Here is a 22,381-nt window from a genome sequence, read left to right as displayed (position 1 = left end):
TACAAGAGAAAGGAGTTGGTAGCTTGCCTCTGAGTTCACATTCCGAACGGCTAATGGGGACTACTATCACTATTTCATTAGTAGATGAGCGAGCCGATAGCTTGCTCCAAAAATCCTTTGACTTGCTCAAAACGCTAGAATACCGCTTCAATGCCAATAGTCAGGAATCTGAGTTGATGGAAATCAATCATCAAGCTGGAATAACTCCAGTCAAAGTTCATCCAGACCTGTTTGAACTGATTTCACTTGGGTTAGAGCATAGCCTAGCACCCTCTAGCCATCTCAATATCAGCATTGGTCCCCTAATTCAAACCTGGCGCATCGGTTTTTCAGATGCCAAAGTGGCCCAACCTCAAGAAATTGAATCGGTGCTACCTCTAATCAATCCTTACTATATCGAGTTAGATTCTTCTGCTTCCACTGTGTTCTTGAAACAGAAAGGAATGAAGATCGATCTTGGTTGTCTAGCCAAAGGTTATAGTGCGGATAAAGTTGCCCAATTTCTGAGAGAAGAGGGAGTGACATCTGCCTTGATCAATCTGGGAGGGAATATCCTGACCATTGGAAAAAATCAGGCAAGAGGGGATAAACCTTGGCAAATCGGGATTCAAGACCCAGCCAATCCGAGGGGAAATCACTTAATGACCATCCCCGTTGTCAATCAATCTGTCGTGACTTCAGGTATTTATGAACGTCACCTGACCGTCGATGGACAAGATTACCATCACATTTTTGACAGCCAGACAGGATATCCTGTTGAAACAGAACTCGCTAGTCTCACAATCATCTCTGATAAGTCAGTTGATGGTGAAATCTGGACAACTCGACTCTTTGGAGAAAGACCTGCTTCTATCCTTTGGCAAGTCGAAAGTTTGGAGGGAATCGAAGCGATTCTGATTGATAAGGAAGGTCATCTAAGCTGTTCTTCAGGAATTCCTACTCTATAGAGACAACTGTTTCAATAGAGTTTTAAAATTGTATTATGTAAAAAGAGAAAGGAAATCTCATGTTAAAACTTATTGCTATTGTTGGAACAAATTCAAAACGTTCTACAAACCGTCAATTGCTTCAATACATGCAAAAACACTTTGCTGAAAAAGCTGAAATTGAACTTGTTGAAATCAAAGACATTCCTGTCTTCAATAAACCAGCTGACAAGCAAGTACCTGCTGAAATATTGGAAATTGCTGCTAAAATCGAAGAGGCAGATGGCGTTATTATCGGTACTCCTGAGTATGACCACTCTATCCCAGCTGTTTTGATGAGCGCTCTTGCTTGGTTGTCATATGGTATTTACCCACTTTTGAACAAGCCAATCATGATTACTGGTGCTTCTTACGGTACGCTTGGTTCATCACGTGCTCAAATGCAACTTCGCCAAATCTTGAATGCTCCAGAAATTAAAGCAAGTGTCCTTCCAGATGAATTCTTGCTTTCACATTCTCTTCAAGCCTTCAACCCAAGCGGAGACCTAGTAGATCTTGATGTTATCAAAAAACTGGATGCTACTTTTGACGACTTCCGTATCTTTGTAAAAATCACAGAAAAATTGCGCAATGCACAAGCTCTACTTCGCAAAGATGCTGAAGACTTTGACTGGGAAAATTTGTAAGATAGGAGACCAAAAAGAATGAAATTTGTTGGACTTGTAGGATCAAACTACGATCAATCATATAACCGTAAGCTCTTGGAATTTATCCGTCGCCACTTCAAACTCAAATTTGAATTAGAAGTTCTCGAAATTGACGAAGTTCCAATGTTTAACCAAGACGAAAAATGGGATGAAAGTTTCCAATTACGTTATTTATATAACAAAATTACGCGTGCTGATGGTGTCATCATCGCTACTCCTGAGCACAACCACACAATCTCAGCTTCTCTTAAATCTGTTCTTGAATGGCTTTCATACGAAGTTCATCCATTTGAAAACAAACCAGTCATGATTGTGGGAGCATCTTACTATGACCAAGGTACTTCTCGTGCCCAAGTTCACCTTCGTAAGATTCTTGACGCTCCAGGTGTCAATGCCTACACACTTCCTGGTAACGAATTCCTTCTTGGTAAAGCCAAAGAAGCCTTTGATGTTGATGGAAATATCACAAATGAAGGAACTGTTAATTTCCTTGAAACATGTTTAGACAACTTTGTAAAATATGTGGGAGTCGTTTCAAAATTGAAAAAACCAAAACCAATCGCACCAGAAGATTTATATTGTACAAATCCAATCGCAACTACCATTCAAGGAGTTGACCCTGATGATCCTGAATGGGTAGAAAAAGCAGCTGAGCTTGTTGGAGCTGTTTCTGGAGATACTTACGTTAAATTAGACCACGGTATCTTGACAGTTAACCAAATTGATATGTTCTTGAAGGCAATGCCATTTGAGTTGACATATGCGGATGATAATAACCAATTCTTGTACTACAATAACGCCCACCAAGATCCAAACACAATGTATGGTAAACGTGTGCGCGTTCAAGCAGGTAGCCGACTAGGAACAGTACATGCTTCTCTACCACCTGCAAGAATGAAAAACGTTGAATGGGTTGTCGGTGTACTACGTAACGGAGATCAAGAATATGTCCGTACAATTGTACCAGGAACACCAGAAGGTGTTATTAATACACATAACTACAAGGCAATGTACTACCCAGATGGTTCATATGCTGGAATTAATGAAATTATCTTTAATTTCCAACCATGGCTTGATTGGTACTTAGAAACAACTGGTCAACGTCTAGTTGGTGGAAATGCTGCAGCTCCTGCTGGAGGACATGGCGGAGCAGATGCAACATCTGGAGCTTCTGATGCAGGTGATGCTGGAGGCCACGGTGGTGGCGCAGACGCTACAGCCGGTGCAAGTTACTAATGATAGTTTTTAGGAACCTTTATGGTTCCTTTTTTGGCTCTTTGTCAACTGTACTTGGTGGTATGTCAATCCTTCTATATGGAGTTATCGCCAGCAACGGTTTGAAAGTCTTGATTAAAGAACGTGTTGACTTCGCTCAAATGCGTAACCTCATCATCGCAAGTGCTATGTTGGTTCTTGGACTTGGAGGAGCTATCCTTAAACTCGGTCCAGTTACCCTTTCAGGAACTGCCTTATCAGCTATGACAGGAATCATCTTGAATTTGATCTTGCCATACGAAAATAAAGATTAAGAATCTAAATACACCTAAGAGTCTGGGACAAAAAGATTTTGATTTTAGGAATTCTTTATTATAAATTTTTAAAATCGATAGGTTAGACAAAAAAGCGAACAAGACAGAATTCTGAGTGTCAGATAACTTGTTTTGTTCGCTTTTTATATTTAAGGTTAGACTTTTGTCCCAGACTCTTTTTCGTATATCATAATAAAAGTGTCTTAACAAAATTATTAAAATCAAAAAACGCATAATATCAGGTATTCACATAAACCTTGATACTATGCATTTTGTTATAATATTTGCTTTATTTGGCTCAATCTCTTGTCTTACTTGCGTTTCTTCTTAGCTTTCTTCATTTTATTCGCCATGCGTTTCATAGACTGTTTCATGGCAAATTCACCGATTTTACCTTTTAGTCCGCCACCAAACATCTGGCTCATATCTGGCATTCCTGCTCCTCCGAGAGCTGACAGGTCAGGCATACCGCCTTGTCCCATCATTCCTTCAAGGGCAGACATATCCATTCCTCCCATATTTGGCATATTTTTAGGAAGGTTGTTTGGATTGATTCCCATTTGCTTCATCATTTTGTTCATATCCCCAGACATAACACCCTGCATGAGTTGTTTAGCTTGGTTAAAGTCTTTGATAAATTTATTGACTTCTACAAAAGTATTTCCAGAACCTGCGGCAATACGACGACGACGGCTTGGATTTAACAAATCTGGATTTTCACGTTCTTCAGGTGTCATGGAAGACACAATAGCACGTTTACGAGCAATCTGGCGTTCATCTACCTTCATGTTTTGAAGGGCTGGGTTGTTGGCCATACCTGGAATCATCTTGAGCAAGTCTTCCATCGGCCCCATGTTTTGCACCTGATCCAACTGATCGATGAAATCATTGAAATCAAAAGTGTTTTCACGCATCTTCTCAGCCATTTCAAGGGCTTTTTGCTCATCGTATTCCTGAGAAGCTTTCTCAATCAAAGTGAGCATATCCCCCATGCCAAGGATACGGCTAGACATACGGTCTGGGTGGAAGGTCTCAATGTCCGTAATCTTTTCACCTGTACCAGTGAACTTAATTGGTTTTCCAGTAATGTGACGAACAGATAGAGCCGCACCACCACGAGTATCGCCATCAATCTTGGTAAGGATGACCCCAGTAACTTCCAACTGAGCATTAAACTCACGCGCAACATTGGCCGCTTCTTGACCAATCATGGCATCAACGACAAGGAGAATTTCGTTTGGTTGAGCCAGTGCTTTCACGTCACGAAGCTCATTCATCAGAAGCTCATCAATCTGCAAACGACCTGCCGTATCAATCAAGACATAGTCGTTATGATTGGCTTGGGCTTGCGCCAAACCTTGACGAACAATCTCCACAGCTGGAACTTCTGTCCCAAGAGCGAAAACCGGCACATCAATCTGTTGCCCCAGTGTCTTCAGCTGGTCAATAGCCGCAGGACGGTAAATATCCGCCGCAATCATCAAAGGACGGGCATTTTCTTCTTTCTTGAGTTTGTTGGCCAATTTACCTGCAAAGGTTGTTTTACCAGCCCCTTGCAAACCGACCATCATGATGATGGTTGGAATCTTAGGTGACTTGATAATTTCTGCCGTATCAGAACCTAAAACAGCTGTCAGTTCCTCATCTACAATTTTAATAATTTGTTGCGCAGGATTAAGGGTATCAATGACCTCATGCCCGACTGCACGCTCACGAACTTTCTTGATAAAGTCCTTCACAACTGGTAAAGCAACGTCGGCCTCAAGCAAGGCCAAGCGAATTTCTTTGGTTGCCTCTTGGACATCAGATTCAGAGATTTTTCCTTTTTTACGTAGATTTTTAAAGACGTTCTGTAAACGTTCTGTTAAACTTTCAAATGCCATGTTTCTTCCTCTTATTCTCTATTATCAATGCTTGTTAAAATGTCTATCTGCTCCTGCAGAAAGTCATCCTTGGGATAGCGCTCCAAAATCTGGTCAAAAATCTGACTACGGACAATGTAATCCGAGTACATGTGCAATTTCATCTCATAATCTTCCAGAATCTTTTCTGTTCGCTTGATATTGTCATAGACAGCCTGACGACTAACGCCGAACTCCTCGGCAATCTCAGCAAGGCTGTAATCATCAGCGTAGTAGAGCTCGATATAATTCATTTGCTTATCTGTCAAAAGCGCTGCATAAAATTCAAAGAGCGCATTCATACGATTGGTTTTTTCAATTTCCATAACTTTTATTATACCACACATTACCCGGCAGTCCAATGACCAATCCTAACTCCTTAAAAAGTCTGTTTGCTAGAAATAAACATGTGTCTTTTATAAATTAATGCTCTCCATTTTAATTAATACAATTATTATCAGCCATTAATACTGTATTTATTTTCCCTCTTAATAAAGGCGTCTTCTCCACCTTCCAAAATATCACATACATGTTCCCTGATGTTGTATTTTTGAAGTATGAATTCAGATGTAGAATCATTATTACGGTTCTCTAAAGCACCATTTACATAATCAAACTTCTTACCATTTTGATTCGGAGAATTATCAGATTGCTGATTAGCTACAATAATATTTTCCGCATCATCAGATACAACTATATTAGGATTGTGAGTAACTATGATTATTTGTCGATTCTTTTTAGTTTTTTGATGTATTTTGTCAATTCACTATATATTGCTCTGTTATCTAAACTATCTTCAGGCTGGTCAATTAATACGGGGATTTTACTATCTGAAAACTCTAATATTAATTTTAATACAATAAACGCTTTTTTACCAGGAGACATCTGCTCAAATTTATCACCTTGATATTCAATCTCAAAACTATATTCGTAAAAATTAGTAGTGAAGAAATGTTCAATATGACTGAATTTGTCCCTGTTTCCATTAAATACAAGACTATCCTCATAAAATACTGAATCGACAACTTCATCAAAAGAATCTATCATTTTTTTCTATAAAGTCTTGCTTCGAACGACCTCGAGCACTCACATAATCAAATTCAGTATCTAAATCAATTAAAGAGAAATTGACTGAAATCTTTAAATTATCTCCACTATCATCTTCAATTTTGAAATTATTCAACGATTCAGTTCTAATATTAGAGTATTCCTTATATTTCGAAATAATTTCTTCTTTTAACTTATTGAAGTTGTCCCTTTGTTTCTCAAATGTCTCAATTTTAGCTAAAATCTCACCTTCATTCTTGATTAATGAATATGTAAATCCCATTTTCTAAACTCTGAGCCTCTTTGAATCATTGAATACAAACCTTTCTACATCAATTGTCTTATACAAACCTCTATAATTACTCGCATTTCCTACAGGCTATGCTAAAATTTCAGATACTATCTCTTCACGCCATCCATTTTCTATCCTATAAGGTTCGATAGTAGAAAAATCATCTAATTTTTCGAAAATTCTCTGCTCGTTAATCTTTCTATCCAAAATATTTATAATTTCTGGAATTGTCAAAGCAAAGATATTTAGCCCTTTTACGCTACCTTTCGTTAATGTTCCATTTAGCTGAATAAACGATGTAGCCCTAAAAATATTAACCACATTATCATCTACTTCATTATCTACAAATATTGTTTGTAACGGTTTATTAGTAGATAATGCTAAATTCACAGAATGACGTATAACTGGCTCTAACTCACCACGCTTTTGAGTTGATTTATCCATTAATGTTGCTTCAAGTAAAAGCATTTTATCATTATATTCAATCTCTATATCCCCTTTATTGCCACTAGCATGTGATAGTGGTAAATTATCAGCAGAAAACGTTAATTGCATAGATTTTCTCAGTCGAAACTTCTTATCTGATATATAATACCATGCAATAGCCAGTATATATTCGAAAATAGTAGGAACTAAAGCATTATCGGTAACAAGCTCTTGAACTTTCTTGTCATTTCTTTGAGAAATGAAACTCAAAATTTTAGATACTTTAGTGATATCAAATTCTTGTTCAACAAATTGTCTAAATTCTCTTTCCTGTTGATCTGCTACAAATTGTTTGATATTTGAAATATCGGGAACGCCAAATTCTTCTGCAATCTGATTTTGTATTTCTAAGACTTGCGTATGAGATAATTCTAAAATATCCGATATGCAAATATCTTGATAGAACGGACTCTTTATATTATTTTCGTATTCTTCATAACTTTCTTCTCCCGATATATTAAAATTTTCATTTAGTAGAGAAAAAAGTTTAGGGAAAATCCAAGGTTGACCAAGCGATACAACTCCTTGATTAAAACTGATTACTCCAGATAAAGAAAATATTCTTTTACACATATCACTGTATTCTTTAATCAAATCATTATGCTTAGACCATGCAAATGCATAATATATATCCAGATATTGACCTGATAGCAATGGATTATCACTATTTTTAGTTATAAAATCTTGAATAGAATCTTTATTTTTATACTTGAAAACAGCCTTGCCATCTCCAAAAGCTTTCTTAATAGCATCTTGTTTAGAAAGACTCATCATTTCTTCAAATGACCGCTCTGTCTTTTCTTCTATAAATTTTATAATTGAAAGAACAAAATTTTTATATTCTAAACTTTTATTACTATTCTTTCGATTTGGAAAAAGTTTTTTGAAGTTTTCATCCGCAAAATCTTTAGTACTAAACATTTTGCGAGCTTCATTCACTCTTTCAGGAATCAATATGTGATTAGCAAACTCTTCATCTCTATACTGTTCAAAAGTTTTATTGTTATCATAAACAGATTGGTAATTATCGATAATCACTTTGATTTTTTCTTCAGAAAAGTTTGGTTTAATGCTTTCCACTATCCATAGAAAATCTTTAACAGGAACTTTGCTATATCTATTCAAAAAAGCAAGAGCAAAACGGAAATTATAGAAGTATTTATCAGAGTTGCTATCATATATACGAAGCTTCAATAATTGCCTAAAATAAACAAGATTATCAATTGTTAAACCAAAAAGCTCTTCTAATTTATCAAAAGCTTGCTCAGTTTCAGAAATATAATTCAATCCGACTTGAGATAATTTTCTTTCATAGTTAATAAAACCAATCTTGACAAGAGCATTTGTTAGAGTTCTCCCTCTCTTGTCTAAACCAGTTATTTCATTTCTATTCAAATTCCCAAAAAGGCTAATTCCATCCTCTGTTTCAACTTTTGCAAAATCGCTTAAAACTGATGAATAAAAACTTGCTTGGCTCTCATTGTTCCATTTCTGATTTGACTTATTATGCTTTTTAAGAGTTTTTAAAATCTGTTTGTAGATAGGGACAACTTCTTTAACACGAATACTCGTATCACCTATATTAAAAATGCTTGTTGACTCTTTTAATCTCATATATCACCTTTCGAATTATAGTTCGTAATCAAGACTTCAACCGTATTACTCATTTTTGCTTTAGACTGATAATTACTATTATTGTAATGGTAATCCAATACGTGTAAATTATACTTCAAAGCCCATTTTATTAATTCTTTATTTTCTTTATTGTTATGTATTACAACATTAGAAAGGGCAAAATATGCCCCCTTATCATTCACGCCGTCTAAATACTTAAACAAATCCAAATCATCCTTTAAAGTCCACGCACCATTTTCATTGTAAGCAGCAGTAGTAATGCGATAAGGAGGGTCTGCATATACAAAATCTCCTTTATTTACTTGATTTATAGTTTTACGAAAATCACAAGATTGGATAATAAAATTGTAATTTCGTAAAACTTGAATGAACGTAATTAGTTTAGATTTCATATTAGCATTAAAATCACGCTTACCTACAGGAAGATTATACTCTCCTTTATTATTAAATCTGATTTGATTGTTAAAACCAAATACAATTAATAGATAAAATAACACTTCCTTATCAAATTTATCATAATTTTTCTTATTGTAATCTTGACGAAGTTTTAGAAAAGCCTCTTTATTATAAGAACCCAGTCCTGCAGAACTGTTTACACCGTAGTAATCGTAGCTATACTTCTGTGTGTTCGAAAGTTTATAAAATTCTATAGCTTTCTCTACTCTATTCAAAAATACCGTTACATCTTTTTGATTTTCTAAATATCTATAAAAATCGATCACTTCCTTGCTTATATCATTGATGATATACTTTTTCATTTTTAATTTATTAATATTAGCAAGATTAACTGCCACCGTTGCTCCACCAGAAAATAAATCAATAAAATTATTGTACCTTTCAGGAAAAAGAGGTAATAACTGAGGGAGTAATTTATACTTTCCTCCAGTATAGTTAAGAGCGCTCTTGATTAACTTTTTTTCTTTTTTCTCTGGAGAAATTATGCATAAATATAGCAATTCCTTGTGATTTTCAATTTTAGATTTACCAGTTGTGAAAGGTGAAAAATCAGTTTCAAATACTTGAACCTTACCTCGTTTTGATAAAATCTCAATTATTTCTTCGTTTGAAATTTTAGCATTTGAACGGGAATTCCCTTTTTTATTCATATTGTTATAGCTAACCAATATATACTTAGCATTAATGTTTAGAATTAAATCTTCAAAAGCTTGAGGAGCTTTACTTTTTGTATAATCCGACCCTTTTTCTGAACGATTGACTGCTTTTTTTGCTACACCTTCTACGTCTGGTTTTTTCCATTCAGCAATATTTTCTAAAACATGGTAGGCATTTTCATAGCCACGGGAATTATATGGAGTATCAATATAAACAAGATCTGCATAAATTTCTTTAACTAATTCATTGGCATCTTTATTATAAATTTCATTCTGTTTGTTTTCATTATATTCAGGAATTCTTAAATATATTTCCTTGCAAGAATCAATTTTTTTCCTATAAGCGTCATAATGACCTACAGTATTAGCCACTTTATCCATAGCATACAATAGACTGGTTAGTAACATGAAATATTCTCTCTGGTTACCAGATTTATATTTTTCAATTTCTTCACGAATTGAGTCAATCTTTCCAGCATTTTCTTCAGAAAAATATGCACCACCAAAATTCTTAGAAACATAACCCTTTTTAGGAGGTAAATTATTTAATTCATCAATTATATGAGAAACTTTATGAATGTCTACATTCTCATTCGAAAACCAAGTTTGAAAAGAAACGAAATTGCTATAGAGTATATCATTCACTATAACTTTTTTATTCTGTTTTCTAAATAAGTCTGCAACAACACCTGTCCCACCAAATATATCCGCTACACTATCGATACTTCCAATATTTTCTGACACTGTCTTTAATATGAAATCAAGCATCCTTTGTTTACTTCCAAGATAACGTCGATTTCCAATTTTTAATAACTCTCTATTTGAAACATGGTATTTTACAGGAGTTTCTTCCGAAATTACTCTCATAATCTCTTGTTCATTTTCTTCTTCCCATTCATAAGCAGAACGATTATTTTTTCGAGGTTGGGAAATTATTCCTTTTTGCATCCAATTATTCAATGTCTGTCTTGTTATACCATATTTATCGGCAATTTCTTGTGTTTTCAGCATCTAGGCATCCATCTCCTTTTACAGTAATGAGTATACCATATTTGAGAGGATTATCCAACCAATAGTCTTCGTAAAATTCGGTAAAATAAAGAAAAAGAGACTAGTACAAAACTAATCTCTGTGTACATAACAATATAACTGCTGTATGAAATTTGGATATTATCCCTAATCTACCACATTAGCAGGCTAATCCGAGAAGATAGCCAGGTAAATTTGAAAGAAACAAGAGACTATCCCCAAGTAATTTCCAATTGATAGCTGGCAAAGGGGTACCCCTCTTGATTTTGTAGTTGATAATCTAGTTCAATCTTTTGCCCATCAACTTGATAACGACTGGTTTGGATGATAAACTCCTGCATGCCCATAGGTGTAGGAATGTAGGCTAAACTATCGCTATTCTTTAGAAAGCGCATAATGGTCTTGGGATTGGAAAATCGGCTCATTACCAGCTCTTGACCATGAAATTTAATAACTACTTTTTCCTTTTCCTCATTATAAAAAAGCAGGTAGCTATAATCTCCTTTTTCATGCACTTCCACGTCATAAAGCTGGTCAATCACTTCCAACTGATCATCAAACTGAATCGTATTTCGCATCCGAATCTTCACATCGAGTCCTCTTTCTTGTCTCTTATCCTACTATTTTACCAAAAAGAGCAGGATTTTGCTATAATGGTCATATGAACGAAAAAGTATTCCGTGACCCAGTTCACAACTACATCCATGTCAATAATCAAATCATCTATGACTTAATTAATACAAAAGAATTTCAACGTTTGCGCCGTATCAAGCAACTGGGAACTTCCAGTTATACCTTCCATGGTGGAGAACACAGTCGCTTCTCTCACTGTCTAGGAGTCTATGAGATTGCTCGACGCATCACGGAGATTTTTGAAGAAAAATATCCTGAAGAATGGGATCCTGCTGAGTCTCTCTTGACCATGACCGCTGCTCTCCTACATGACCTTGGACATGGTGCCTACTCCCATACTTTTGAACATCTCTTTGATACAGACCACGAAGCCATTACTCAGGAGATTATCCAAAGTCCTGAGACGGAAATTCATCAAGTCCTGCTACAAGTGGCACCTGATTTCCCAGAAAAGGTAGCCAGTGTCATTGACCATACCTATCCTAACAAGCAGGTCGTGCAACTCATTTCCAGTCAAATTGATGCAGACCGCATGGACTATCTCTTGCGTGACTCCTATTTTACGGGAGCATCTTATGGAGAATTTGACCTGACTCGCATCCTCCGAGTCATTCGTCCTATCGAAAATGGTATCGCCTTTCAGCGCAATGGCATGCACGCCATCGAAGACTACGTCCTCAGTCGCTACCAGATGTACATGCAGGTTTATTTCCACCCAGCAACACGCGCCATGGAGGTCCTCCTTCAAAACCTTCTCAAACGGGCTAAGGAACTTTATCCAGAAGATAAGGACTTCTTTGCACGAACATCTCCACATCTCCTGCCTTTCTTTGAAAAAAATGTGACCTTGTCTGACTATCTAGCTCTGGATGATGGTGTGATGAATACCTACTTCCATCTCTGGATGACCAGTCCTGACAAGATTCTCGCAGACTTGTCGCAACGCTTTGTCAACCGCAAGGTCTTTAAATCCATTACCTTTTCACAAGAAGATCAAGACCAACTCGCTAGCATGAGAAAATTGGTTGAGGATATCGGCTTTGATCCCGACTACTATACTGCCATTCATAAGAACTTTGACCTCCCTTATGATATCTATCGTCCCGAATCTGAAAATCCACGGACACAGATTGAGATTTTACAAAAAAATGGTCAACTGGCCGAACTCTCTAGCCTGTCTCCTATCGTCCAATCCCTTGCTGGTAGTCGCCACGGAGATAATCGTTTCTATTTTCCAAAAGAAATGTTGGACCAAAACAGCATCTTTGCTAGCATTACCCAGCAATTTTTACACTTGATTGAGAACGATCATTTTACTCCAAATAAAAACTAGAAGAGGAAATTTATGAGTATTAAACTAATTGCCGTCGATATCGACGGAACCCTAGTCAACAGCCAAAAGGAAATCACTCCTGAAGTCTTTTCTGCCATACAAGATGCCAAACAAGCTGGTGTCAAAGTCGTGATTGCAACTGGCCGCCCTATCGCAGGTGTTGCCAAACTTCTGGACGACTTGCAGTTGAGAGACGAGGGTGACTATGTGGTGACCTTCAATGGTGCCCTTGTCCAAGAAACCTCTACAGGTCATGAGATTATCAGCGAATCCTTGACCTATGAGGATTATCTGGATATGGAATTTCTCAGTCGTAAGCTCGGTGTCCACATGCACGCTATTACCAAGGACGGCATCTACACAGCCAATCGCAATATCGGAAAATACACAGTGCACGAATCAACCCTCGTCAGCATGCCCATCTTTTACCGCACTCCTGAAGAAATGGCTGACAAGGAAATCGTCAAGTGTATGTTTATCGATGAACCAGAAATCCTTGATGATGCGATTGAAAAAATCCCAGCAAAATTTTACGAACGCTACTCCATCAACAAATCTGCTCCTTTCTACCTCGAACTCCTTAAAAAGAATGTGGACAAGGGTTCAGCTATTACTCACCTAGCTGAAAAACTTGGATTGACCAAAGATGAAACAATGGCTATCGGTGACGAAGAAAATGACCGTGCCATGCTGGAAGTTGTTGGAAATCCCGTTGTCATGGAAACTGGAAATCCAGAAATCAAAAAAATCGCCAAATACATTACCAAAACAAATGACGAATCCGGCGTTGCCCATGCCATCCGTACATGGGTACTGTAAAAGGAAAGAATAGACTAAAACCGCTCAGTTGAGCGGTTTTTGAATGTCTAATTACATGCCCCCTGCAGGAATCGAACCTGCAACTACTCCTTAGGAGGGAGTTGTTATATCCATTGAACTAAGGGAGCTAGATAAAAACTCTGCTGAAGAAGCAGAGTTTTTCAGTCGAATTAACGACGGATTTCTTTGATACGAGCTGCTTTACCTTGAAGAGCACGCAAGTAGTACAATTTCGCACGACGTACTTTACCGTAACGAACAACTTCGATTTTTTCAACACGTGGAGTGTGGATTGGGAAGATACGCTCAACACCTACACCGTTAGAGATTTTACGAACTGTGTAGTTTTCAGAGATGCCAGCACCTTTACGTGCGATAACAACACCTTCAAAAATCTGGATACGTTCACGGTTACCTTCGACAACTTTCGCGTGTACACGAACAGTGTCACCAGGACGGAATGATGGGATATCTGTACGAAGTTGACCTTCAGTCAAGCTTTGGATTAATGGATTCATTTTATTCTCCTATCTTTGTCAATCTTGAGGAACCTTCCTCAGCGGATAAACTGTATTTTTGTGCGTCCATTACACACAAGATACAGTTTACCAAATTTCCACAAAAAAGTAAAGAAATTTATAGCAGAATTCCTAAAAAAATCGCAATCAAACCACCTAGGTAGGTCAAAGCTAAATAAGAATAAAATACCTTCTTATCACTTAACAGTCTTTGGAGTTCGTCATTCAAGGTCGAAAAAGTTGTCAAACCGCCACAAAATCCAGTTGCTAGCATAGCATAGACTTCCTTAGACTCCACATGATTGTAGAATAATCCAATCAAAAAACAACCTAGAAGATTGGCTATGAGCGTTCCGATGGGCAGTTTAAATGCTTGATTATAGCGGGAAAAGAAATAGCGCACTAAAGCTCCGAAACCACAAGCAATTGCAAGATAGACGATTACCATTTCTTCCTCCCTAGAAAATAAGCCAAGAGCAGGCCTCCACCGATACTCAAAAGCAAATACATAACTAAACTAAGATAACGCCCTGTATCCAGTAATTTTACAGCATCAAGCATGAGACTAGAAAAGGTTGTTAAACCTCCGCAAAAACCAGTCCCCAGAGCTAAAATAACGCCTTTACTGGTTCCCTTATAGATCAAATAGCCCTTGACAAGATAAACCAAGCAGAAAATACCCAGATAGTTAACAAGAAGGGTACCCCAAGGAAAGTCTGGACTGGCTGGTAACCAAGTGGAAACTAGGTAGCGGACCAATCCGCCCAACATAGCAGCTAGAAAAATCCCTAGCGGATAAAATTGTTCTTTTTTCATTTGATATTTTGATCCTGATAATCACGCGAACGTTTGAGTATGTCCGAAAAAGTCGCGACAATAGTCTCCTGATAGCGCTTATCCTCTACACGACTCCTAACCTTTTCAAAGATAATTGCTTCTCTCTTGGTATCTAAAATTGGTTTCCCTGAAGCCTTCTTATAAGCGACAACCCCCTCAACCAAATGCATTCGTTCTTCTAAGAGCTTAACGATTTGGTCGTCGATTTGATCAATCTCTTGCCGAATAATATCTAAATCCATACAGTCTCCTCCTTTATTTGAATTATTGTATCAAAAAGCCATCAAATAGGCTAGTAAAATCCCAACTCACGATAAGAAAAATGCACTGATTGTTTGCATCAGCGCACGTTTATGCTTATCCTACTTTAGCAGCCAATTCTTCTGCGAATTGTTCCAAGCGTTCAATATCTTCTTCCTCGGCAGAAAGATCAACTTTAACACACTCTGAACCTTTTTCTGCTCCTGTTGACACAAAGACACGGTCAAAGTCATCTACAGCCTTACAAAATTCATCGTAGAAGGTATCTCCTGAGCCGACCACTCCGTAGATTTTGCCATTCAAGTTGAGATCTGCTAGGTCTTCGTAGAAGTCCATCATCTCATCTGGCAATTCTCCATCACCATAAGTATAGGTCGCAACGATAGCGATGTCTGCTTCCAAGAAGTCTGAAGCGTCAACAGTTGTACATTCATCAACATCGACATCCAAGCCCAAGTCACGTAATTTATCTGCTACAATATCTGCAATTTCTTCGGTATTACCGGTCATACTGGCAAATACAATTTTTGCTAATGCCATATCGTCCTCCTCAATTTATCTTTCTCCATTATATCACATCTTTTTCATTTTAAAAATAAAAATTCTTGTGCTACAATGAAATGAGAAAGAATTGAGGTTATTTATGGAAATTTGCCATCAAATTTTAGAAAAAATTAAAGAATACGACACGATTATCATTCACCGTCATATGAAACCAGATCCTGATGCCTTGGGAAGTCAAGTGGGATTGAAAGCTCTTCTCAAACATCATTTCCCTGAAAAAACCATCAAAGCCGTAGGTTTTGATGAACCAACTCTTACTTGGATGGCTGAGATGGATCTTGTTGAAGATAGTGCCTACCAAGGAGCCCTTGTCATCGTCTGTGATACGGCGAATACTGCTCGTATCGATGATAAGCGCTATAGTCAAAGTGGTTTTCTCATTAAGATTGACCACCATCCAAATGATGATGTATACGGTGACCTATCTTGGGTAGATACTAGTTCAAGCAGCGCTAGTGAGATGATTACCCTATTTGCTCAAACAACCCAGCTGACCTTGTCAGATCGCGCTGCTGAGTTGCTCTTTGCAGGAATTGTTGGTGATACAGGTCGCTTCCTCTACCCTTCTACCACTGCACGGACTCTTCGCCTGGCTGCCTATCTAAGAGAACATAACTTTGACTTTGCGGCTCTCACTCGAAAAATGGACACTATGAGCTACAAAATTGCTAAACTTCAAGGCTACATTTACGACCATCTGGAAGTGGATGAAAATGGTGCTGCTCGTGTTATCCTGAGTCAAGAAGTCTTGAAACAATTTAATGTTACTGATGCTGAAACTGCAGCCATTGTTGGAGCACCTGGACGTATTGATAGTGTGAGTCTCTGGGGAATTTTTGTGGAGCAGGCTGATGGCCACTACCGTGTCCGCTTACGCAGTAAAATCCATCCTATCAATGAAATTGCCAAAGAACATGATGGTGGAGGCCACCCTCTAGCAAGCGGTGCCAATTCCTATAGCCTAGAAGAAAACGAAATCATCTACCAAAAGTTAAAAAACTTGCTTAAAAACTGATAAAATACTTGCCAAACTTTTCAGAATCTGATAGACTAGTATGGTAACAATCTATGGCTCGCAAAGAGACCATGGCAGAAAGGAAATATTGCAAAATGAAAAAAGATATCCATCCAGAATATCGCCCAGTTGTCTTCATGGACACAACTACTGGTTACCAATTCCTTAGCGGTTCAACAAAACGCTCTAACGAAACAGTTGAGTTCGAAGGCGAAACTTACCCATTGATCCGTGTGGAAATTTCATCAGACTCACATCCATTCTACACTGGACGTCAAAAGTTCACTCAAGCAGATGGACGCGTGGATCGTTTCAACAAAAAATACGGTCTCAAATAATGATAGAAAGACAGCTTCGGCTGTTCTTTTTTATTTCTTGAAATCAACTGCTATTTTCATGTTCCAAACTAAAAAACTTTGCACTCTCGGTAGTTTCTAGAGTACAAAGTTTTCTCTTGCCTAAAAAATATAAAAGATATATACTAGCTATATATAGTATAGATTGGAGATATACCATGACGACATCACTTACTAAACAGTACAATTTTAAAATCAATGAGTCATCAATGGAACAAGCTAGAGCTATCATCAAGGAAAAAGGAATGACTATGACGGATGCTATTAGTCTTTTTATCGAGCAGATTGTTCTCGAACAAGATTTGCCAATAAAAACTGCAGAAGATTTACACCGTGAACGATTGATTCAGGAGCTACAAGCCCAATCTGAACGCGCCTTAAGAGAATATGAATCCGGACAAGGAACTCCCCTAGATGACATGAGGCTACGATATGATTTATAAAGTGATTCTATCTACTGAAGTGAGTCAGGCAATTGACAGTATCCATAACTACATCAGCACTGTTCTTTTATCACCCCAGTCGGCTAAGAATACTGTAGCCAAAATTTTAGACGGCTTAAAAAGTTTAGAAACTTTTCCTGAAGCTGGCTTTGATGCAGATGAAAAAATAGGACTAAAAATCAACAGTAAGTACCCTACGCGAGGAAAAATTATCGGTCAGTATATCTTGCTTTACTTTATCGACCAAACTCAAAGAACTGTTTTTCTTTCCCACTTATTCCACACCAAAAGTGACTATGTTACCTTGCTCCAAAGCAAAAATAACAAAAACTCAAAATCATCATTTTAATATCCACTGCTCTCTTATAACCTTGTACTTATAAGGAACACAATCTTCATTTTCATAAAAAACTCAAAAAAACTTTGCACTCTAGCTAGCCACACGATGGTTTCTAGAGAACAAAGTTTTTTTATTAGAGCAGATTTAGTCTTCCTTATCTTGATTTTCAGTTCCTTTAGTTGTATTACCTTCCCAAAGGATACGCTCGATACGGTGGAAACCTGACCATCCTTCTTCTGTCTTGTTTTCGTCCATGTAGTCTGCCAAACGGAAGTCAATCTTGACATCTGACTCACCAAAACTCTCAGCGATTGGTTCTGAACGCTCATAAGACATACGAATCAATGAATAGACCTTCTTGGATTCTTCTAACTTACCTTCTTTCAAAAGTTTGACAAAACCTTCCGTATCTGTCAAAAGTTTATCGATTTGCTCTTGCACAAAAGTCTTATAGTCAGCAGTGGCCTTATCAAGCATTTTCTACTTGTCTTCAGACAAGACTGTAACCTTAGATGAATCGCTTGTATCTGCTGATTTTTCAAACCTAACAGCACAAGCTTGTCAATAGCAAGGCTGAAGATAAAAGGACAAAACCTAGTTTTTTCATTGTATACTCCTATCGATTCAGGAAACCTGAATTAATTTTACGTTTCATTATACCATGTTTTCACTCATCTTTCATTAAATTTTCAGAAAATTTAATGTTGTGAATAGCATTACAAATGCAAAAAACTAAGCCTAGGAAAATCTCCAAAGCTTAGTTTGATCTAGTTTCTTAATTTCCAGCGTAATATTTTTGAATTCCTTTAATAATGCCTTCAATTAACTTATCTTGGTATTGATCACTACGGATTCGTTGGTTTTCTTCTGGATTATCCATATAACCCAACTCCAATAACACAGCAGGTTTCGCAGTCTCACGAAGAACAGCGAAGGTGGCTTGCAAAAGCCCAGCATCTCTAGCTCCTGTCTCGGTCAAGAGAGATGAATGAAGGTCAGCGGCCAAACGATTACTTTCACTCATTCGGTCTGGATTATTGTGCCAGTACTGGTTAATCTTGCTCGGGTAACCTGCATCTTCCTTATAAGAATAAGTCTGTATTCCCAGATTCAGTGTTGTGTCATTCCCAGTAGCGTTAAAATGAATACTAATAAAGAAGTCTGCATTCGTCTTATTTACCATACGAGAACGCTCTGTCACAAAGTCAACATCCACATCACTATCACGAGATGTTAAAACTGTATAGCCCAATTCTTCTAAACGTTTCCGTAATTTACGAGAGACCTGTAGATTCAAATCTTTTTCAGCTATTCCATAATAGTAAGCACCCGAATCACGTCCACCATGCCCAGGATCTAGGAAAATAGTCTTACTATAGCGCCCCTTTTCAAATCCTTTTGGAAGTTCTTGCACCCATTTACCATTATCTTTGAAAAAATGACTACTTCCATCAATAGTATAAGTTCCAGTGACATAAACGCCATCTTCTTTAAGATAATACCAAGCTTGATAATCTTGATCATAAAGCCACTCTTTGTGAGCCATGTAGCCACCAGATTTTAGATAGTAAGAGCCAACCCATTGCTTCTCAGCATAGTGTCCGCCTGACTTGAGATAAAACCAGCTAGAGTAGTTAGGATCGTACACCCATTCTTTATCTGCCATAGCCCCACTGGACTTTAGGTAATAATTTCCCTTCCAGATATTAGCCATCATGGCACCATTTTGATCAAATGCATACCACTTACCATTGATTTGACTCCATTGGTTAGACAGATATTTTCCTGAACCACTGGCGTAGTACCACTTGTTAGCCATCTGATACCAGCTATTTTCAAGTAAGTAACCATTCTTATCAAATAGGTAGCCCTCATAAAGAGTATCTGTAAATTTGACACCCGTTTGACTATAATAAGTCCACTCCCCGTCTTCTTTTACCCAACCAGTTTGTAGCTTAGACTCAGTAGGAAGAGTTGGCTTTGTCTCCTGCTCACTCGAACTAGGAGTCATTGGCTGGTTTTCTGTAGTTGCTTGAGAAGCATTTGCAGAGCTAGTAGCTGAACTACCGGTAGAGTTATTCGTAGAATGACTAGCATCATTAGCTAGAACTGTTTGGCTAGTAAATCCAAGAAGAGCCAGAGCAAGAATCGTAAATTTCTTATATGATTTCATTTATAACCTTTCTAGGAGAATGGAATCCCTGTGTTATTGAGTTCTTTAACTTCCTTTATGAAGGAGTTTTTTAAGGATAAAATTTCATTTTCTGGAAATAAGACTTTCATGGTATCAAGATGTTGGATAATCTGATGTCCTAGTTTTATCCCCTCTATTTTATTTTGTCTAAGAAGATTATACACCTCATACATCTTGATAGTCATAAAAGGATATAGAGGTAAATAGTAACCAGTATGGACAAAAATCCTGCAATACTTTATACGATACAATTCAATTTTATCTATCAATTGTTGTGCCAAATCATAATAAGCATTTTCAGAATAGTATTTAACAATTATTCGAAGTACATCCACCAACATATGGGTTTGATTTGTAGCTAAAGGAAGGCTACTTGTAAGAATTTCAAAAACTTCTTTTTCTTTTTGTTGATACATTTGAAGAGGAAAATCAAATAAAGTACCTAAGCGTTGAAATACATGAAAATCAAAAGGTAACCAGTAATCCATAGAAAACAACTGCTCTTTTAGTTGTTCAAGAATTTCCCAATCCTCTTCAGTTAGCATTTTTTCAGTAGATATGAGAGTTAGTAGATGAAGGAAATTTCTAACATAAGGATTTTCATCATCTTTGACTGTATCTTTGGCATCATCAGACTCCAAAGTTCGATCATTTCTATGTTCGACTAATTTGGTTGTCTCTTCATTTTGCATGGAAACCACAAGGATGATGTCTTCATTAGAAACAATATTCAGATTTTCAAAGATTTTAAAGAAAGTATCTGCTTTAATCATAGCTTCGCCCTTTTCAAACTTACTTAAATTATTAGGGCTAATCGCTGTACCAGCTACTTGTTTTAAGGTAAATCCTCTCTCTTCTCTCATCTTTTTAAGCGCGGGGCCGAAATTTGTAGACATAACTTTCTCCCTTATTTTATTTTAACTTCACTTTTATATTATACACTAATCATAAGCAAATAGGAGAAAAACTACGAAAACGTTCTATTTCACCTTGATTTTGGGGTGTTGATATAGAAAAACGTATTTTTTCGTAGTTTTTTTAAATTTAATAAAGTTTCTTAGTATACTAGATATAAATTATTATAAAGGAGATGGTAGAACTCGCTTATCATAAAAACATTTATAAGAAAAATCAAGAGGAGACAAAATGAACAAACAAACCAAAAAATTCACACTTACAACAGTACTAGCACTTTCATTGTTAGGAGCTGGAACACTTGCACCACAATCAGTAGCCGCTAATGATAGACTGGTTTCCACTCAAGAAATCAATGGTCAATCTTATCATATCATGAACTCTGAGGTAAATATCAATTCTGCCGGTACTAGCTTAGTTGGAATTGAAGGGACTTTCTTGACGCCAGATAAGCAGGCTATTTTAGACCGTATCAATGCTATCAGAAAAGAAGCTGTTACGGAAGGAATAGTCAGTAGCTACGTTCCCATCAAATGGTCAACTGCACTAGAGAAAACAGCCTTTTCTCGTGCAGCAGAAGCTTCTGTAACTAAGAATCATAAACGTTTATCTAATAAAGATATTTGGAGTGCCTGGCCTTCAGGAAATTTTTCACTAGCCGAAAATTTAGCTTGGAACTATGATGGATTTATGACGGCTATTAATCAATGGTATGAAGAAAAAGCAGATTACGTCAAATCTCTTAGTGGAGCAAGTGTCTCTGCTCAAACTGGACATTATGAATCCTTAATCAATCCAGAATTGACCTATATGGGTTTGGCAGCCTTTGATAATCCTAAAAATAGTTGGATTACCGTTGCACAAAGTTTCGGAACATCATCTGGTGGCTCTGAAGAATTAGCTGGTGGTTATGGAAAAGCCATTCAATACACAGAAGCCGATTCTTCGCAAATTCAAACATTTGCGACCAAAGCGAATCTTTTTGACAAAGACTTGAAGGCAATCGGAAATCATAAAACCAAAACTGCAAATACAAATTCAAGTCAGAAACTAGACGATGAGACCAATGACCCTGCCGAATTTCTTAATCGACTAAGAAGTTGGTTCAATCATTCCCAATACTTCGGAAGTTGGATTCAATCAAACGGACGTTGGTGGTTTAAACATAATGACGGCTCATACACGAGTAATGGATGGGAAAAAATCGACGGCAGATGGTATCGCTTTGACAACTCTGGCTGGATGCAAACAGGCTGGGTAAAAGACAGTAGTTGGTACTATCTCGACGGTTCAGGTGCTATGAAGACTGGCTGGCTCAAAGATAACGGTAGCTGGTACTACCTCGACGGCTCAGGCGCTATGAAAACAGGCTGGATGAAAGTATCTGGCAAATGGTACTATGCCTATAGCTCTGGTGCACTCGCAATCAATACGACTACACCAGACGGTTATCACGTAAATTACAATGGTGAATGGGTGTAGGATAAGA

General features: G+C 37.3%; 24 protein-coding genes, 1 tRNA gene and 2 pseudogenes. 11 read left to right on the top strand and 16 right to left on the bottom strand.

The features are described 5' to 3' along the window. Positions 1-23: 23 nt before the first annotated feature. The 4 genes and pseudogenes from HT724_RS03445 to HT724_RS03430 all read left to right on the top strand — a co-directional run. Positions 24-947, top strand: a complete 924-nt coding sequence (locus tag HT724_RS03445; protein WP_173276235.1) for an FAD:protein FMN transferase — start codon at positions 24-26, stop codon at positions 945-947. 59 nt (positions 948-1,006) lie between these two features. After that, a complete protein-coding gene (locus HT724_RS03440; protein WP_049511449.1) occupies positions 1,007-1,612 on the top strand; it encodes an NADPH-dependent FMN reductase in 606 nt (201 codons plus the stop codon). Between the two features lie 18 nt (positions 1,613-1,630). Then, positions 1,631-2,869 carry an NAD(P)H-dependent oxidoreductase gene (locus tag HT724_RS03435; RefSeq protein WP_173276236.1) on the top strand — a complete coding sequence of 413 codons (1,239 nt, stop codon included), beginning with the start codon at positions 1,631-1,633 and terminating at the stop codon, positions 2,867-2,869. Positions 2,870-2,919: 50 nt separating this feature from the next. Further along, a pseudogene (locus tag HT724_RS03430) lies at positions 2,920-3,162 on the top strand (solute carrier family 23 protein); the annotation flags it as partial. 311 nt (positions 3,163-3,473) lie between these two features. Here the strand turns inward: HT724_RS03430 and ffh are convergent. From ffh to HT724_RS03400, 7 genes are all read right to left on the bottom strand, one after another. After that, entirely contained in the window at positions 3,474-5,045 is a 1,572-nt protein-coding gene (gene ffh, locus HT724_RS03425) for a signal recognition particle protein (protein WP_173276237.1), read from the bottom strand. A gap of 11 nt (positions 5,046-5,056) precedes the next feature. Further along, positions 5,057-5,389 (bottom strand): putative DNA-binding protein, encoded by a 333-nt coding sequence (locus HT724_RS03420; protein ID WP_050208479.1) that lies wholly within the window; start codon positions 5,387-5,389, stop codon positions 5,057-5,059. 394 nt (positions 5,390-5,783) lie between these two features. Beyond that, positions 5,784-6,110 (bottom strand): hypothetical protein, encoded by a 327-nt coding sequence (locus HT724_RS10200; protein WP_240148118.1) that lies wholly within the window; start codon positions 6,108-6,110, stop codon positions 5,784-5,786. Further along, positions 6,094-6,393, bottom strand: coding sequence for a hypothetical protein (locus HT724_RS10195; protein ID WP_240148119.1), 300 nt, complete (start codon positions 6,391-6,393; stop codon positions 6,094-6,096). The genes HT724_RS10200 and HT724_RS10195 overlap by 17 nt, the downstream gene beginning before the upstream one ends. A gap of 96 nt (positions 6,394-6,489) precedes the next feature. Then, positions 6,490-8,502, bottom strand: coding sequence for an AlwI family type II restriction endonuclease (locus tag HT724_RS03410; protein ID WP_173276238.1), 2,013 nt, complete (start codon positions 8,500-8,502; stop codon positions 6,490-6,492). After that, positions 8,499-10,646 (bottom strand): Dam family site-specific DNA-(adenine-N6)-methyltransferase, encoded by a 2,148-nt coding sequence (locus HT724_RS03405; protein WP_173276239.1) that lies wholly within the window; start codon positions 10,644-10,646, stop codon positions 8,499-8,501. The genes HT724_RS03410 and HT724_RS03405 overlap by 4 nt, the downstream gene beginning before the upstream one ends. 230 nt (positions 10,647-10,876) lie before the next feature. Next, on the bottom strand, positions 10,877-11,254 hold the full coding sequence (locus HT724_RS03400) for a DUF1934 family protein (protein ID WP_173276240.1): 378 nt from the start codon (positions 11,252-11,254) through the stop codon (positions 10,877-10,879). 71 nt (positions 11,255-11,325) lie between these two features. Here HT724_RS03400 and HT724_RS03395 point away from each other — a divergent pair, with 71 nt between their 5' ends. Both HT724_RS03395 and yidA read left to right on the top strand, forming a co-directional pair. Further along, positions 11,326-12,630, top strand: a complete 1,305-nt coding sequence (locus HT724_RS03395; protein WP_173276241.1) for an HD domain-containing protein — start codon at positions 11,326-11,328, stop codon at positions 12,628-12,630. Between the two features lie 12 nt (positions 12,631-12,642). Next, complete coding sequence (yidA, locus tag HT724_RS03390) at positions 12,643-13,449, top strand: sugar-phosphatase (protein ID WP_173276242.1); 807 nt, start codon at positions 12,643-12,645, stop codon at positions 13,447-13,449. Positions 13,450-13,505: 56 nt separating this feature from the next. On the opposite strand, the gene HT724_RS03385 is transcribed toward yidA, so the two are convergent. The 6 genes from HT724_RS03385 to HT724_RS03360 form a co-directional block, all read right to left on the bottom strand. Continuing rightward, positions 13,506-13,577, bottom strand: a tRNA-Arg gene (locus HT724_RS03385). A 42-nt stretch (positions 13,578-13,619) separates the two neighbouring features. Then, positions 13,620-13,967, bottom strand: a complete 348-nt coding sequence (rplS, locus tag HT724_RS03380; RefSeq protein WP_001068669.1) for a 50S ribosomal protein L19 — start codon at positions 13,965-13,967, stop codon at positions 13,620-13,622. Between the two features lie 118 nt (positions 13,968-14,085). Further along, positions 14,086-14,415 (bottom strand): fluoride efflux transporter CrcB, encoded by a 330-nt coding sequence (crcB, locus tag HT724_RS03375; RefSeq protein ID WP_173276243.1) that lies wholly within the window; start codon positions 14,413-14,415, stop codon positions 14,086-14,088. Further along, the gene (crcB, locus tag HT724_RS03370; RefSeq protein WP_173276244.1) at positions 14,409-14,783 is read right to left on the bottom strand and encodes a fluoride efflux transporter CrcB; all 375 of its coding nucleotides are present in this window, start codon (positions 14,781-14,783) and stop codon (positions 14,409-14,411) included. Before crcB (HT724_RS03370) ends, crcB (HT724_RS03375) begins: the two co-directional genes overlap by 7 nt. Then, entirely contained in the window at positions 14,780-15,046 is a 267-nt protein-coding gene (locus HT724_RS03365) for a chorismate mutase (RefSeq protein ID WP_020902342.1), read from the bottom strand. The genes crcB (HT724_RS03370) and HT724_RS03365 overlap by 4 nt, the downstream gene beginning before the upstream one ends. Before the next feature lie 115 nt (positions 15,047-15,161). Beyond that, positions 15,162-15,605 (bottom strand): flavodoxin, encoded by a 444-nt coding sequence (locus HT724_RS03360; RefSeq protein ID WP_001162128.1) that lies wholly within the window; start codon positions 15,603-15,605, stop codon positions 15,162-15,164. Between the two features lie 103 nt (positions 15,606-15,708). On the opposite strand from HT724_RS03360, the gene HT724_RS03355 reads away from it, so the two are divergent. The 4 genes from HT724_RS03355 (at position 15,709) to HT724_RS03340 (ending at position 17,792) form a co-directional block, all read left to right on the top strand. Next, a complete protein-coding gene (locus HT724_RS03355; RefSeq protein WP_173276245.1) occupies positions 15,709-16,644 on the top strand; it encodes a bifunctional oligoribonuclease/PAP phosphatase NrnA in 936 nt (311 codons plus the stop codon). A gap of 95 nt (positions 16,645-16,739) precedes the next feature. Continuing rightward, a complete protein-coding gene (locus HT724_RS03350) occupies positions 16,740-16,982 on the top strand; it encodes a type B 50S ribosomal protein L31 (RefSeq protein ID WP_000710764.1) in 243 nt (80 codons plus the stop codon). A 176-nt stretch (positions 16,983-17,158) separates the two neighbouring features. Next, positions 17,159-17,443, top strand: coding sequence for a type II toxin-antitoxin system RelB/DinJ family antitoxin (locus HT724_RS03345; RefSeq protein ID WP_173214141.1), 285 nt, complete (start codon positions 17,159-17,161; stop codon positions 17,441-17,443). Then, positions 17,433-17,792: a type II toxin-antitoxin system RelE/ParE family toxin gene (locus HT724_RS03340; protein ID WP_000639592.1), complete on the top strand. Its 360-nt coding sequence runs from the start codon at positions 17,433-17,435 to the stop codon at positions 17,790-17,792. Before HT724_RS03345 ends, HT724_RS03340 begins: the two co-directional genes overlap by 11 nt. A gap of 153 nt (positions 17,793-17,945) precedes the next feature. Here the strand turns inward: HT724_RS03340 and HT724_RS03335 are convergent. The 3 genes and pseudogenes from HT724_RS03335 to HT724_RS03325 form a co-directional block, all read right to left on the bottom strand. Further along, positions 17,946-18,390, bottom strand: a pseudogene (locus HT724_RS03335) (EfeM/EfeO family lipoprotein); the annotation flags it as partial. Positions 18,391-18,558: 168 nt separating this feature from the next. Continuing rightward, a complete protein-coding gene (locus HT724_RS03330) occupies positions 18,559-19,956 on the bottom strand; it encodes an N-acetylmuramoyl-L-alanine amidase (protein ID WP_173276246.1) in 1,398 nt (465 codons plus the stop codon). Between the two features lie 11 nt (positions 19,957-19,967). Continuing rightward, positions 19,968-20,873, bottom strand: coding sequence for a helix-turn-helix transcriptional regulator (locus HT724_RS03325; protein ID WP_173276247.1), 906 nt, complete (start codon positions 20,871-20,873; stop codon positions 19,968-19,970). Positions 20,874-21,123: 250 nt separating this feature from the next. On the opposite strand from HT724_RS03325, the gene HT724_RS03320 reads away from it, so the two are divergent. Next, the gene (locus tag HT724_RS03320; RefSeq protein WP_173276248.1) at positions 21,124-22,374 is read left to right on the top strand and encodes a CAP domain-containing protein; all 1,251 of its coding nucleotides are present in this window, start codon (positions 21,124-21,126) and stop codon (positions 22,372-22,374) included. Positions 22,375-22,381: the final 7 nt, after the last annotated feature.

This window comes from Streptococcus sp. k-402 (genome assembly GCF_013277515.1).
Taxonomy (GTDB): Bacteria; Bacillota; Bacilli; order Lactobacillales; family Streptococcaceae; genus Streptococcus.
Note: the sequence above shows the minus strand (reverse complement) of the source record. Positions and strands in the feature narration are given on the sequence as shown.